Source organism: Sphingomonas sp. (assembly GCF_019746665.1).
Taxonomy (GTDB): domain Bacteria; phylum Pseudomonadota; class Alphaproteobacteria; order Sphingomonadales; family Sphingomonadaceae; genus Sphingomonas.
Genome location: NZ_JAIERS010000006.1, coordinates 1 through 14,315 on the forward strand (window position 1 = coordinate 1; position 14,315 = coordinate 14,315).

General features: G+C 66.0%; 14 protein-coding genes. 5 read left to right on the forward strand and 9 right to left on the reverse strand.

Annotated features, from left to right (window positions below; translation table 11 throughout):
• Window positions 1–101: 101 nt before the first annotated feature.
• Window positions 102–1,178, reverse strand: a complete 1,077-nt coding sequence (gene prfA, locus K2X73_RS04900) for a peptide chain release factor 1 (protein ID WP_294109002.1) — start codon at window positions 1,176–1,178, stop codon at window positions 102–104.
• Window positions 1,175–2,473, reverse strand: a complete 1,299-nt coding sequence (hisS, locus tag K2X73_RS04905) for a histidine--tRNA ligase (protein WP_294109003.1) — start codon at window positions 2,471–2,473, stop codon at window positions 1,175–1,177. Before hisS ends, prfA begins: the two co-directional genes overlap by 4 nt.
• Before the next feature lie 81 nt (window positions 2,474–2,554).
• On the opposite strand from hisS, the gene K2X73_RS04910 reads away from it, so the two are divergent.
• From K2X73_RS04910 to ppa, 3 genes are all read left to right on the forward strand, one after another.
• Entirely contained in the window at window positions 2,555–3,190 is a 636-nt protein-coding gene (locus tag K2X73_RS04910; protein ID WP_294109004.1) for a DUF1345 domain-containing protein, read from the forward strand.
• 109 nt (window positions 3,191–3,299) lie between these two features.
• A complete protein-coding gene (locus K2X73_RS04915; protein WP_294109005.1) occupies window positions 3,300–5,216 on the forward strand; it encodes a peptidase M61 in 1,917 nt (638 codons plus the stop codon).
• A gap of 143 nt (window positions 5,217–5,359) precedes the next feature.
• Window positions 5,360–5,896 (forward strand): inorganic diphosphatase, encoded by a 537-nt coding sequence (gene ppa, locus K2X73_RS04920; protein ID WP_294109006.1) that lies wholly within the window; start codon window positions 5,360–5,362, stop codon window positions 5,894–5,896.
• A gap of 152 nt (window positions 5,897–6,048) precedes the next feature.
• Here the strand turns inward: ppa and K2X73_RS04925 are convergent, their stop codons facing one another.
• The 4 genes from K2X73_RS04925 to K2X73_RS04940 form a co-directional block, all read right to left on the reverse strand.
• Window positions 6,049–6,867: a TorF family putative porin gene (locus K2X73_RS04925; protein WP_294109007.1), complete on the reverse strand. Its 819-nt coding sequence runs from the start codon at window positions 6,865–6,867 to the stop codon at window positions 6,049–6,051.
• 177 nt (window positions 6,868–7,044) lie between these two features.
• Window positions 7,045–8,235, reverse strand: a complete 1,191-nt coding sequence (gene metC, locus K2X73_RS04930; RefSeq protein WP_294109008.1) for a cystathionine beta-lyase — start codon at window positions 8,233–8,235, stop codon at window positions 7,045–7,047.
• Window positions 8,232–9,086 (reverse strand): 3-mercaptopyruvate sulfurtransferase, encoded by an 855-nt coding sequence (sseA, locus tag K2X73_RS04935; protein WP_294109009.1) that lies wholly within the window; start codon window positions 9,084–9,086, stop codon window positions 8,232–8,234. The genes metC and sseA overlap by 4 nt, the downstream gene beginning before the upstream one ends.
• Before the next feature lie 28 nt (window positions 9,087–9,114).
• Window positions 9,115–10,662: a cryptochrome/photolyase family protein gene (locus tag K2X73_RS04940; RefSeq protein ID WP_294109010.1), complete on the reverse strand. Its 1,548-nt coding sequence runs from the start codon at window positions 10,660–10,662 to the stop codon at window positions 9,115–9,117.
• A gap of 30 nt (window positions 10,663–10,692) precedes the next feature.
• Here K2X73_RS04940 and queF point away from each other — a divergent pair, with 30 nt between their 5' ends.
• Window positions 10,693–11,145 carry a preQ(1) synthase gene (gene queF / locus K2X73_RS04945; RefSeq protein WP_294109011.1) on the forward strand — a complete coding sequence of 151 codons (453 nt, stop codon included), beginning with the start codon at window positions 10,693–10,695 and terminating at the stop codon, window positions 11,143–11,145.
• Between the two features lie 5 nt (window positions 11,146–11,150).
• Here the strand turns inward: queF and purB are convergent, their stop codons facing one another.
• Window positions 11,151–12,467, reverse strand: a complete 1,317-nt coding sequence (purB, locus tag K2X73_RS04950) for an adenylosuccinate lyase (RefSeq protein ID WP_294109012.1) — start codon at window positions 12,465–12,467, stop codon at window positions 11,151–11,153.
• 176 nt (window positions 12,468–12,643) lie between these two features.
• Here purB and K2X73_RS04955 point away from each other — a divergent pair, with 176 nt between their 5' ends.
• Window positions 12,644–13,138, forward strand: a complete 495-nt coding sequence (locus K2X73_RS04955) for an EF-hand domain-containing protein (RefSeq protein WP_294109014.1) — start codon at window positions 12,644–12,646, stop codon at window positions 13,136–13,138.
• Window positions 13,139–13,157: 19 nt separating this feature from the next.
• Here the strand turns inward: K2X73_RS04955 and K2X73_RS04960 are convergent, their stop codons facing one another.
• Entirely contained in the window at window positions 13,158–13,547 is a 390-nt protein-coding gene (locus K2X73_RS04960) for a hypothetical protein (RefSeq protein ID WP_294109015.1), read from the reverse strand.
• Window positions 13,548–13,618: 71 nt separating this feature from the next.
• Complete coding sequence (gene radC / locus K2X73_RS04965) at window positions 13,619–14,299, reverse strand: DNA repair protein RadC (protein ID WP_294109016.1); 681 nt, start codon at window positions 14,297–14,299, stop codon at window positions 13,619–13,621.
• Window positions 14,300–14,315: the final 16 nt, after the last annotated feature.

Consider the following 14,315-nt stretch of genomic DNA (forward strand, 5'->3'; position numbering starts at 1 on the left):
CCCCCCGGTCCGGGAGTTGTCCGTCGTCGATTGAGCGCTCTCGCGGCAGCCCCCTCTCCCAACCCTCTCCCCTGAAGGGGAAAGGGCTATTGCCGGGCTCCTCACCCATCCAGCGACGCCAGCCGCTCGGCCTCATCCTCGGCGATCAGCGCGCCGATCAGTTCCTCCATCTCGCCCTCCATGATTTCGGGGAGGCGGTGAAGCGTCAGGTTGATGCGGTGGTCGGTCACCCGGCCCTGCGGGAAATTATAGGTACGGATGCGCTCCGAACGATCACCCGAGCCGACCATCGATTTGCGCGCGCCGGCGCGCTCGGCATGGAGCCGCTCACGCTCCATCTCATAAAGGCGCGTGCGCAGCACCTTCAGCGCCTTGGCCTTGTTCTTGTGCTGCGACTTTTCGTCCTGCTGGATCACGGTGAGCCCGGTCGGCAAGTGCACGATCCGCACCGCCGAATCGGTGGTGTTGACCGATTGGCCGCCGGGGCCGGACGAGCGGTAAATGTCGATCCGCAGATCCTTGTCGTCGATCTGCACATCGACTTCCTCGGCCTCGGGCAGCACCGCGACGGTGGCGGCGCTGGTGTGGATGCGCCCGCCGCTCTCGGTCGCGGGCACGCGCTGGACGCGGTGGACGCCGCTTTCGAACTTCAGCCTTGCGAACACCCCCTGGCCGGAGACGCTGGCGACGACTTCCTTATAGCCGCCCAGTTCGGCCACGCTCGCCGAGATCAGCTCGACCCGCCAGCCGCGCGCATCGGCATAGCGCTGATACATGCGGAAAAGATCGCCCGCGAACAGCGCCGCCTCATCACCGCCGGTGCCGGCGCGAATTTCGAGCATCGCCGCGCGCTCGTCCGCGGCGTCGCGCGGCAGCAGCGCGAGCGCGAGGCCCCGCTCGGCATCGGGCAGCCGCGCCTTGATCGCGGCGATCTCCTCGCGGGCGATATCGCGGATGTCGGGCTCCTCATCGCCCTCGAGCAATTGCGTGAGCACCTCCAGCTCGGCGCGCAGCCGGCGCACTTCGTTCGCGGCGCCGACCACGGGTTCGAGCTCGGCATATTCCTTGGAGACCTGGACGAAGCGCTCCCCCGCCAGATCGCCCGAGGCCATCAGCGCCTGCAACTCATCATGCCGCGCCGCGATCTGCGCGATCCGTTCGGGGGAGATGGTGGTCATGGCAGCCGCACTTTGAGCGGCATGTAACCGTCTTGAACTTCCAACCGCGCCTTCAAAGCTGACGTAACTTCACTCTCAAGTTTCCCGGCCTCATTGCCGATCAAATTCGGCGTTTTCACGATCAGTCCAACCGACCCGGGATCATCTTTATCATCAAAAAGCATGATGACGGCCCCATTTGATCTCTTGGCGGCCTTCTCGAATCGCTTCTTCAGCGCCCCGTCAGTGACCAAGTTACACGCCATACCCTTTTTCCGAAGTTCTGACGCAAGCCGGACAAGGTTGAAGTCTTGGCCCGGTGTTTCGGTCGTTAATGCGGGCTGCCGGTCAGTATTGACCTCCCCCAGCAACATCGCCAGCCGCTCGATCCCCGCCGCCCAGCCGACACCGGGCGTGCTCGGGCCGCCCAGGGCCTCGATCAGCCCGTCATAGCGGCCGCCTGCCAGCACCGTGCCCTGTGCGCCGAGCCGGTCGGTCACGAATTCGAACGCGGTGTGGCGATAATAGTCCAGCCCGCGCACCAGCCGGGCGTTGCGCGTCCAGGCCACGCCCGCCGCGCCCAGCCCCTTGGTCACACTCTCGAAAAACGCGCCGGCCTCGCTCGTCAGGAAATCATCGATCCCCGGCGCGGCGTCGGCGATCGGGCGGTCGCTCGGGTCCTTCGAGTCCAATATCCGCAGCGGGTTCTTCGCCAGCCGCGCGAGGCTGTCCTCGCTCAATTCCCCCCGATGCGCCTCGAAATGGGCGACCAAGGCCGCGCGCCAGGCGTCGCGCGTCTCGGCGTCGCCCAGCGTGTTGAGCTGGAGGCTCACGCCCTCGATCCCCAGCTCGCGCAGCAGCTGATCGGCCATCACCAGCAGCTCGACATCGGCGAGCGGCTCGGCGGCGCCGATCACTTCGGCGTCGATCTGGTGGAACTGGCGGTAGCGCCCCTTTTGCGGGCGTTCGTAGCGGAAGACGGGGCCGTGGCTCACCACTTTCAGTGGCGCGTATTGCTGCCAGCCCTCGGTCAAGTAGGCCCGCGCGATGCCGGCGGTGAATTCGGGGCGTAGCGTCAGCGAATCGCCGCCGCGATCCTCGAACGTGTACATTTCCTTCGAGACCACATCGGTCGTCTCGCCGAGCGAGCGGCTGAACACCGCCGTCGCCTCGAACACCGGCAGCTCGACCCGCTGGAAGCAATAGAGCCGGCGGACATGATCGAACGCCTCCACCACCCGTTGGAAGCGGCGTTGATCCTCGCCGAAAATATCCTGGGTGCCGCGGATCGGCCGCGGCGTTTCGATGCGCGCCATAGGCGGCTCGCCATAAGAGACGCGGGCGCCCTAGGGAAGGGGGCGGTTGGAGCGCGCCGCTGCTTGGGGCATTAAGCGGCGATGGCCCACCGCCTCGTCACCCGCGCCGCGCCGTTGCGCTTCATCGTGTTCTGCGCGGTGCTCGCGCTCGGCGCCTTGGCCGCGGTGCCGCCGCTCGGCTGGTCGCGCGGACTGCTGACCGCGTTCGACGCCGCCGCGATCGTCTTCCTGGCGAGCGTCTATCCGCTGCTCGACAATCCCAGCGAACAGATGCGCCGAGCCGCGCGCGACAATGACGCCAACCGCACGCTGCTGCTGGTGATCACCTTCGTCGTGACCCTGGTGATCCTGGTCGCGGTGGCGAGCGAGATGCACGGCCGCACCCGGCCGCTGACGCTCGCGCTGGTGCTGGCGACGCTGCCGCTTGCCTGGTTGTTCTCGAACGTCGTCTATGCGCTCCACTATGCCAATCTCTATTATCAAGGCGGCAAGGATGGCGGCGACCGGGGCGGGTTGGGCTTTCCCGAGTGTGATGAGCCGACCTATTGGGACTTCATCTATTTCGCCTTCACGCTCGGCATGACCTTCCAGACGAGCGACACCGCGATCACTAACACCACGATGCGCCAGGTGGTGACGGGACATTGCCTCGCGGCGTTCGTCTTCAATCTGGGCGTGCTGGCGTTCACGATCAACGTGATCGGCGGATCGGGGTGATAGCCCCCTCGGCGAGAACACCTGCTCTTCCCCGGCCTTCGCCGGGGAAGAAGGATGTGGACCTTCCGCCCATCATCCGCCTAGAGCGATGGAAAAAGGGAGGATCACCATGTTTCGCACGCTGTCGCTCACCGCGCTGCTACTCGCCTCGGGCGCGGCGCTGGCGGAGAACACCAAGCCCCAGCCGCTGCCGATCGTCGAGACGATCCCGGCCGCGCGTGACACGCCCTATCCCGGCACGTTGAAGCTGGAGGTCGACGCGACCGATCTCGATCGCAATGTCTTCCGCGTGGTCGAAACGATCCCCGTCGCCGCCGGCGCGCGCGATCCAAACGGCGACATGGTGCTGCTCTTCCCCAAGTGGCTGCCGGGCAACCACTCGCCGACCGGGCAGATCGACAAGCTCGCCGGGCTGCGCTTCACCGCCGGCGGCCAGACCCTGGCGTGGAAGCGCGATCCGGTCGACATGTTCGCCTTCCACGTCCGCGTCCCCGCCGGCGTGAAGGCGATCGAGGCGCGCTTCGACTATCTGTCGCCGACCGACGGCAATCAGGGCCGGGTGGTGATGACGCCAGCGCTCCTCAACCTGCAATGGAACCTGACGAGCCTCTATCCGGCGGGCTATTTCACCCGGCAGATCCCGATCGAGGCGCGCGCGCGCTATCCCGAAGGCTGGACCGCTGCCTCGGGCCTGCCCGCGACGCGCGAGGGCGCGGTCTATCGCTACCAGCGCACCGATTACGAAACCCTGGTCGATTCGCCCGTCTTCGCCGGCGCGCATTACAAGCGCGTGCCGCTAAGCCCGCGCGTCAACCTCAACATCTTCGCCGATAACGATAAGGAGCTGGCGGCGAAGGACGATCAGCTGGCGGCGCATGTTCGCCTCGCCGAGCAGGCGGTGAAAACCTTCGGCGCGCAGCATTACGACACGTACGAATTCCTGTTCGCGATTTCGGACGAGATGGCCGGGATCGGCCTCGAGCATCACCGCTCCTCGGAGAACGGGGTGAAGCCCGGCTATTTCACCGATTGGGCGACGAGCACTCCGGCACGCAACCTGTTGCCGCACGAATTCACCCATAGCTGGAACGGCAAGTTCCGCCGCGGCGCCGATCTCTACACTCCCGATTATCGCACCCCGATGCGCAACTCGCTGCTGTGGGTGTATGAAGGCCAGACCCAGTTCTGGGGCTATGTGCTCGGCGCGCGATCGGGGCTGGTGAGCAAACAGGACACGCTCGACGCCTATGCCGCGATCATGGCTTCGCTCGACATTCAATATGGGCGCCGCTGGCGGCCCCTGTCCGACACCACCAACGAACCGATCATCAGCCAGCGCCGCCCCGAACCGTGGCGCAACTGGCAGCGGCCCGAGGATTATTACAACGAGGGCCTGCTGGTGTGGATGGAAGTCGATTCGATCCTGCGCCGCGAATCGAAGGGCACCAAGTCGATCGACGATTTCGCCCGCGCCTTTTTCGGCGTGCGCGACGGTGACTGGGGCGAGCTGACCTATCGCTTCGAGGATGTCGTCAGCACCTTGAACACGATCCAGCCCTATGACTGGAACAAGCTGCTCACCGAACGGCTCGACGCGGTCGGCGCCCCCGCCCCGCTCCAGGGGTTCGAGGGCAATGGCTATCGCCTGATCTTCACCGAGGAGCCGACGCCCTTCTACAAGGCCGGCGAGAAGGCGGGGAAGAACAGCAACCTGTCCTATTCGATCGGGATCGTGGTCGCGGGCACCGGGAAAGTCTCGACGGTGGTGTGGGACAGCCCGGCGTTCAAGGCCGGGATCGACGTGGGCGATTCGATCGAGAGCGTGAACGGCTTTGCCTTCTCGCCCGATCGGCTGAAGGAGGCGATCACCGCCGCCAAGAACGGCGCGCCGATCGTCCTTGGCACCAAGAAGGGCGATCGGCTGGCCGAACGGCGGATCGAGTATAATGGGGGGCTGCGTTACCCCCGGCTGGAGAAAACGGCCGCGGGCGAGGCGGGACTCGACCGGCTGCTCGCCCCCCGCTAGGGGCAACCCAGTCGACCCAATCGCCGTTCGTATAGAGCGCCGTCGAAACGCGTGATGCGAACTTCGCGTCCGTCATCGCGCCTCTCGACTTCGCTCGGGACGAACGGCGGGTCGAAACCCCTTTTTTGAAACAAGGAAGCGATATGCGTATCGATATGGTGCCGGTCGGCGACGATCCGCCGAACAGCCTGAACTGCATCATCGAAGTGCCGGTGGGTGGCGAGCCGGTGAAATATGAGTTCGACAAGAAATCGGGCGCGCTGTTCGTCGATCGCATCCTGCACACGCCGATGCGCTATCCGGCGAATTACGGTTTCATCCCGCACACCTTGTCGCCCGATGGCGATCCGCTCGACGCGCTGGTTGTCGCACGCTCGCCCTTCATCCCGGGCTGCGTGGTGCGTGTACGCCCTATCGCGGTGCTGCACCTGGAGGACGAGGCGGGCGGCGACGAGAAGCTGCTGACGGTGCCGACCGACGGGGTGTTCCCCTATTATTCAAAGGTCGACGAGCATGGCGATCTGCCCGAGATCATCATGCAGCAGATCGAGCATTTCTTCACCCACTACAAGGATTTGGAAGCCAAGAAGTGGGTGCGCGTCGGCCATTGGGCAGGCGCCGATGATGCGCGGCGCATCGTGATGGAAGCGATCGAGCGCGCGGCGCAGGCGAAGGGCTGAGACGGGCGGCCCGCCCGGCCGATCACCCTTCAAGGCCAGGGCCAAGAACATGGTCCCGGGCGCGGCGACCCGATCCATCGGCTCGCCGCGCCAGGTCTTTGACGGACCCGGATTTTCACGCGGGCCGCGGAAGCCGCCGCCCTCGAAATCTCCTAGAACGCCGCCGTCAGCGAGAGCACCGCGGTGCCGTTCGAGATCGATCCCCGGCCATTCTGCCCCCGCGTGAATTGCGGCGCGAGCCGGGCGGCGTCGGCGGCCGAGATGTCGGTGCCGACATAGCTGATGTTGAACGTCAGGTTGCGCCAGGTGACGTCGCTGCCGATCCCATAGTCCCAGTATTTCCCCGTCGGCGCGACGCTGGTGCCGTTGGGGCCGAGCCCGGGATTGCCCACCGAATAGCCAAGATGGCCCTTCAGCGTGAACGGGGTCTTGGGAATACCCACCGCCGCGTCGCTCGCCAGATACAGATTGTCGTACAGCTGCTGGCGGCTGAACGGCGTGTTCGAATAATTGGCCAGCGCGCGCTGCGGCGGCGCGTAATAGACGCTGCCGGTGAGCGTCACCGGGCCTTTGGTGCCGCTATATTTGCCGTAGAATTCGACATAGTCGGTCAGCGTCGCGCCACCCGGATAGTTATACCAGGTGAGCCCGACATCGGCGGTGCCCTTGAACAATTGGTGCTTGAAGCCGACGATCCCGTCGAGTTCCAGGTTCGGGCCGCCGAACGTACCCCAACCGGCCAGGTTCGATCCCCAGATACCGGCATAAAGGCCACTCTTGTGCGCGACCGTGATGCCGCCCTGGATCGCCGGCTTGGTATCGGATTGCGAGACGCCGCGCAGGCGGTAATCGCTGACGATCGCGATATTGCCCGTCACAGTGATCGCCGGCGGCGGGTCGGTGGGATCGGCAAGCGCCGGCGCGGCGGCGGCGAGCAGGCCCAGGCCTGCCAAGGAAGTTATCAGTCGCATGGTACACCCCCCTATCCAAGAGCGATGTCCCGCCTGCTGTTGCTGCCACCACAGTCAGAACCTCGCCGATTCCGCAGGATGGTCATTTCTTCGTTAAGGAAAGGTGCCGGATTTTGCCGCGCTGCACAATAGGAAAAGCACGAGCTACCCGTTTTGAGCACCAATTCGCCGGATCGGCTACCAGCCCTCCGCCGCGCGCAGCCGATCGAGCCCGGCGCGCAGATCGGCGATGAGGTCGGCGGGGTCTTCCAGGCCGATCGACAGGCGCACCAGCTGCCCGCCCAGATCACAAACCGTCGCGGTGCGATAGCGCGCGGGATCGGCGGCGATCGCCAGGCTCTCGAACCCGCCCCAGCTATAACCGAGCCCGAACAGCTCCAGCCCGTCGAGCAGCGCGACGCGCCCCTTGTCGCCGCCCTTCAGCACCACCCCGAACAACCCGGAGGCACCCAGGAAGTCGCGCGCGAACAGCGCATGGCCCGGAAAATCGGGGAGCGCGGGATGGAGGACGCGGACGACCTCGGGCTGGGCGGCGAGCCACTCGGCGATCGCCAGCGCGCTCGCCCCTTGCGCCTCCAGCCGCACCGCCATCGTCCTGAGGCCTCGCGCCGCGAGCCAGGCATCGTCGGGGCTCGCCACCTGGCCGAGCTGAAGGCTGGTGTCGCGCAGCGCCGCCCAGCGATCGGGCGCGGCGGTGACCGAACCGATCATCACGTCCGAATGGCCGCTCACATATTTGGTGCCGGCCAGGATGCTCAGGTCGACGCCGTGGGCCATCGCCGGGAACAGCAAGGGCGTCGCCCAGGTATTGTCGAGCAATGTCACCACGCCGCGCGCACGGGCGGCGGCGACGATCGCGGGCACGTCCTGCACCTCGAAGGTGAGACTTCCGGGGCATTCCATCAGGATCGCGCGGGTGTTGGGCGCGATCAGCTCGGCGATGCCGGCGCCGATCAGCGGATCGTAGAAGCGTGTCTGGACGCCGAAGCGCGCGAGGAACCCCGTCGCGAAGCTGCGCGTCGGGTCATAGGCCGAATCGGTGCAGAGGAGTTCGTCACCGGGCGAGAGCACGCTCAGCAGTGCCGCGGCGATCGCGGCGACGCCGCTCGGGTAGAGGAAAGTGCCCCCCGCGCCTGGTTCAAGCTCGGTCAGCGCCTCGGCAAGCGACCACTGGGTTGGCGCGCCGCGCCGGCCGTAGAACAGCTTGTGGTGCGTGTCGCGCCCGCGAGCCCGCATCTCCGCGACCGATTCGTAGAGATGCGTCGAGGCGCGCCACAGCGGCGGGTTGACGATGCCTTGCGTCCATTCGGGCCGCCGCCCGCCCGTCACGACGCGCGTGCGCGGGCGGCGGTCCTTGTCGTCGCTCAAGCCGCGCTCACCGTGGCGGCGCCCATCGCCTTGGGGGTGGTGCGATCGGCGCCCCACTCCGCCCAGCTGCCGTCATAGAGCGAGGCGGTGTTGCCGAGCAGCTGCGCGCCGAACACCAGGATCGCGGCGGTGATGCCCGAACCGCAGGTCGCGACGATCGGCTTGCTGAGGTCGATCCCCGCGCCTTCATACACCGCACGCAGCGCGTCGCCGCGCTTCCAGCTGCCATCGACGTTGAACAGCTGCGGATAATGGATGTTGGCCGAGCCCGGGATGTGGCCGGCATGGGTCGCCGGGCGCGGATCGGGCTCCTCGCCGGTGAAGCGCGCCGGGCTGCGCGCGTCGACCACCTGCTCCGCGCTCGATTCGAGATTGGCCTTCATCTGCTCCAGATTGCGGACCCGGCTATCATCGGCCCAGACGGTGAAGTGGCGGTGGCGCAGCGATTCCTTGCCGCTCGCCAGATCGCGCCCCTCCGCCTTCCACTTGGCGAGCCCGCCATCGAGAATCGCGACATCATGCGCGCCGAACACCTTCAGCATCCACCAGGCGCGCGCGGAGGTATGGAGCGGCGAATTGTCGTACAGTACCACCCGGCTGCCATCGCCCAGCCCCAGCGACTGCATCCGGCTCGCGAATTTTTCGGGCGCGGGCAGCATGTTGGGGAGCGGGCTGGAGAGATCGGCGATCTCCGCCAGGTCCATGAACACCGCACCGGGGATATGCTCCGCCTCATATTCGGCGAGCGCATCGCGACCATGTTCGGCCAGGAAATAGCTCGCATCGACGACACGCAGGTCGTTCGCCTGGAGTTCGTTCGCCAGCCATTCGGTCGTCACCAGCAGGTCCATCATCGTCTCCGCAACTTGGGGTGGATTTTCAGTAGCGGCTCGGGCCGGACGCGTCGAGGCCATCAAGAAACGCCTTGGCCTGGGCGCGGATTTCGGCGCGCGTCGCCGCCGACATCTTGGCCCAATTGCGATACGGCATGGCGAGCCGCTGGTTGCGCCCGAGCTTATCCTCGTGCCGCGCCAGGAAATCCCAATAGAGAGCGTTGAACGGGCAGGCGTCCGCGCCGGTGCGCGCCTTCACGTCATAGCGGCAATGGCGGCAATAGTCCGACATGCGGTTGATATACGCGCCCGAGGCCGCATAGGGCTTCGATCCCAACAACCCGCCATCGGCGAACTGGCTCATGCCGACGGTGTTGGGCGCCTCCACCCATTCATAGGCATCGGCATAGACCTCCAGATACCAGAGATGGACCTGATAGGGGTCGGCACCGATCAGCAGCGCGAAATTGCCGGTGATCATCAGTCGCTGGATGTGATGGGCATAGGCATGATCGAGCGTCTGGCCGATCGCCTCCGCCAGACAGCGCATCTCGGTCTCGCCGGTCCAGAACCAGGCGGGGAGCGGGCGGTGTGCTTCCAGGAAGTTGCGGCGCGGATAATCCGGCCCCTCGCGCCAATAGATGCCACGGACAAATTCGCGCCAGCCGATGATCTGGCGGATGAACCCCTCGGCCGAATTGAGCGGCACGCGCCCGGCGCGATATTCGGCCTCGACCGCGCGGCACAGGTCCAGCGGATCGAGCAGCCCGGCGTTGATGTAGGGCGATAGGATCGAATGCCACAGGAAGGGCTCGCCGGTGAGCATCGCGTCCTGGTAATCGCCGAAACGCGGCAGGGCGTATTTCAGGAAATGCGCCTGCTGTTTCAGCGCGTCCTCGCGCGTGACGGCGAAATCGAAGCTCTCCAGCCGCCCGGGATGATCGGTGAAGCGTTCGGCGACCAGCGCAAGCACGGCCTGCGTGTCGGCATCGGGCGAAAAGCTCAAGGGGCGCGGCATCGTCAGGTCGCGCTCGGCGGGTTTGCGGTTCTCCTGGTCGTAATTCCATTGCCCGCCTTCGGGCTGGTCGCCCGCCATCAGCAGCCCGGTCTTGCGGCGCATTTCGCGATAGAAAAACTCCATCCGCAGTGCTTTCCGGCCATGCGCCCAGGCGTCGAACTCGGCATGGCCGCACAGGAAGCGGGTGTCGGCGCGCACCTCGACCGGGAGCCCGAACAGCGTTTCCCACTGGTCGACCATCCCCGCGACGCGCCATTCGCCGGCCTCGGTGACGATGATCCGCTCTGGCGCGTGACGAGCGATCGCCCGCGCGACCTCGTCGGTGAAGCTGCCGGTGTTGGCCGGATCGTCGAGCGTGACATAATCGACCCGCCAGCCCGCGGCGCGCAAAGCGGCGGCGTGATGGCGCATCGCCGCGAAAAGGAAGGCGATTTTCCGCCGGTGGTGGCGGACGTAACCGGCTTCCTCGGCCACTTCCATCATCAGCAGCACGTCGCGCGCCGGATCGGCCCCTTCGAGCGACGCCAGCCCCAGCGACAGCTGATCGCCCAGGATCGGGATCAACGCGCGCTTCACATCATTTCCCGAACGACTACATCGGCGCGCATGAGCCATACCCCCAAATATCTCGGCCAAACGAGTGCCCTGCCCGCCTCGCCAGACGAAGCGGTGCTCGACTATGTTCCCAATCCGCGCCCGGGGCGTCCATATTTGGTGCGCTTCGTGGCGCCCGAGTTCACCTCGCTCTGCCCGGTGACCGCGCAGCCCGATTTCGCGCATCTGGTGATCGATTACGTGCCCGGCGAGAGCATCGTCGAATCGAAATCGCTGAAATTGTTCTTGGGCTCGTTCCGCAACCACCAGGCGTTCCACGAGGATTGCACGGTCGGCATCGGCGAGCGGCTGGTCGCGGAGATGCAGCCGCTATGGCTCAGGATCGGTGGCTATTGGTATCCGCGCGGCGGCATCCCGATCGACGTGTTCTGGCAGACCGGCGTTCCGCCCGAGGGGGTGTGGGTTCCCGATCAGGGCGTCCCCGGCTATCGCGGGCGGGGGTGAGGCGGTCAGGCCGCGCCGAACACCCGCGCGAACACCGTGTCGACATGCTTGAAATGATAATCGAGGTCGAACAGCGCGTCGAGCTCGGCGGGGCTGAGCGCCGCGCTCACCTGCGGATCGGCCTGGAGCAGCGCGAGCAGCGATAGCGCGCCGTCCGATTCCCACACCTTCATCGCGTTGCGCTGGACCAGCGCATAGGACTCCTCCCGACTCAGCCCGGCCTGGGTGAGCGCGAGCAGCACCCGCTGCGAATGCACCAGCCCGCCCATACGATCGAGGTTGCGCCGCATCCGCTCGGGATACACCACCAGCTTCTCGACCACCCCGGTCGCGCGCGCCAACGCGAAATCGAGCGTGATGCACGCGTCGGGCGCGATGTATCGCTCGACCGAGGAATGGCTGATGTCGCGCTCATGCCACAGCGCGACATTCTCCAGCGCCGGGGTCACATAGCCGCGCACCATCCGTGCGAGGCCGGTCAAGTTCTCGGTCAGCACCGGGTTGCGCTTGTGCGGCATCGCGCTGCTGCCCTTCTGGCCGGGCGAGAAATATTCCTCCGCCTCCAGCACTTCGGTGCGCTGCAGATGCCGTACCTCGACCGCGAGCCGTTCGAGCGAGCTGGCGACGACGCCCAGGGTCGCGAAGAACATCGCGTGGCGATCACGCGGGATCACCTGGGTGGAAACGGGCTCGACCGTCAGCCCCAGTTTCTCGGCGACATGCGCTTCGACCCGCGGATCGACATTGGCGAAGGTGCCGACCGCGCCCGAAATCGCGCAAGTCGCGATCTCCGCGCGGGCGGCGATCAGGCGGGCGCGGGCGCGCTGGAATTCGGCGTGGAATCCCGCGAGCTTCAGCCCGAAGGTCACCGGCTCGGCATGGATGCCGTGGCTGCGGCCAATGGTAGGCGTGTGCTTGTGCTCGCGCGCGCGCGCTTTGAGGGCGGAGAGCAGGCCGTCGACATCGGCGATCAGCAGGTCAGCCGCGCGCGCCAATTGCACCGCGAGGGCCGTGTCGAGCACGTCCGAACTCGTCATCCCCTGGTGCATGAAGCGCGCTTCCTCGCCCACCTGCTCGGCGACCCAGGTAAGGAAAGCGATCACGTCATGCTTGGTCACCGCCTCGATCGCGTCGATCGCGGCGACGTCGATTGGGGGCTTGGTCGCCCACCAGCGCCACAGCGCGTCGGCGGCGGCCCGGGGCACCACGCCCAGTGCGGCGAGCGCCTCGGTCGCGTGCGCCTCGATCTCGAACCAGATCGAATAGCGCGCCTCGGGCGTCCAGAGCGCGGCCATTTGCGGGCGGGAATAGCGGGGAACCATCGGGCGGGCCTTCGGCTGACAAAGCGGGATGAGGCGGGCGTTAGCAGGGACGAACCGCGCCGCCAAATCGCGTCATCATGCGACCAACCAACAAGTAACGCGTTGGCTTTCGCATGATGGTGGCAGAAACGATGCCGCTGTCAGCTAGATTAATTCTAGATGAACGGAGAAAAACGATGCTGAAGACTTTGCTGATCGCGGGCACCGCTCTCGTCGCCGCGCCGTCGTTGGCGCAGCAGCCGCCGGGCGCGCCCCCGCCGCAGACCCCGCCGGTCACCCAGCCCAATCAGGGCCAGGCGATGCCGAGTGACATGACCTCGCCTTCGCCGAGCCAGATTCCGCCGGCATCCTCGACGACGCCGACCCAGCAGCAACCTGACGCGAGCACCACGCAGACGACCGAAACGCCGGCGACCAATGCCGCCGATCAGGTGACGCAAACGGTCGACAGCCAATGGGCGAGCTATGACGCCAATGGCGACGGCAAGCTCAACAAGAAGGAATTCGCCGCCTGGATGAGCTCGCTGCGCGCGAACGATCCCTCGGCCAAGGGTGGCGCCGCCGAAATGAAGAAGTGGAACGACTCGGCCTTCGCCCAGACCGACACCGACAAGAACGGCTCGGTGAGCAAGGAGGAGCTGAAGGGCTTCCTGGCGCAACCGGCGAAGTAATGCCAAGCCCGGGTTCTGCTTAGCGCGGAGCCCGGGCTTTTACTGGCACTGGTAAGCTTACGCGATAAAACGATCCCTCCCCCTCTTTTCCATGCCCGGCGAGCGAAATATCGATCCGGTCTTTATTGCAAATGACCCTCGTAATGTAGGGAAGGCGAACATCTTCCAGATAGGCATCTAAGTCCTGATATTCATGTAACGGGGTCTGATCGACGCCGTTTACTGTGATGCGCGTGACGGTTGAAGGACCTTCGCGATCGCTGGCTAGGGCAATTTCGACTTGGTTACCCAAACACTCCGCCGTCAGCCTGAGTGTTGTCCGGTCAGGAAGGATGCCACCGTCCAAAACGATCTCCTTGCTCGAAACCTGTAACGCGATTAGCGCGAGCGGCAGCAAGGCAGGCAACATGGTCCGTCTCCCGGCGATATTGATGCCCCGCTGAGACGGTCAACCTATCAAGCGGTTCCGGCTAGCCCCCCTCAAATCAACCCCTGCGCCCTCAAACTCACATGCCCCTGGCGCCCGATGATCAGGTGATCGTGCACCGCGATCCCCAGCTTCTTCGCGGCCTCGGCGATGCGACGCGTGAGGTCGATATCGGCGCGGCTGGGGCTCGGGTCGCCGCCGGGATGGTTGTGGACCAGGATGATCGCCGCCGATCCGAGCTGCATCGCGCGCTTCACCACTTCGCGCACATGCACCGCCGCCTCGTCGATCGACCCCTCGCTCACCAGCTCGTCGCGGATCAGGATGTTGCGGGTGTTGAGGTGGAGCACCCGCACCCGCTCGATGCTGTGGTGCGCCATGTCGGCCTGCAGATAATCGAGCAGCGCCTGCCAGTTGCCGAGCACGGGCGCCGCCTGCGCCTCCACCCGCAGCATCCGCAAGGCGGTCGCCTGGACGATCTTGATCGCCGCGATCGAGGTTTCGCCCAGCCCCTCCATCGTCGCCAGCGCCTCGGGGCTCGCCGCCATCACCGCGCCTAGCCCGCCGAACTCGCTCAGCAGCCGCTTGGCGAGCGGTTTGGTGTCGCGCCGGGGGATGGCGAGCGCGAGCAGATATTCGAGCAGTTCGTAATCGGCGAGCGCCTCGCCGCCCGCGCCCAGCAGCCGCTGGCGCAGCCGCGCGCGGTGGCCGGCATGATCGGCGGGAACATTCATCGTGTCTCAAGGATTA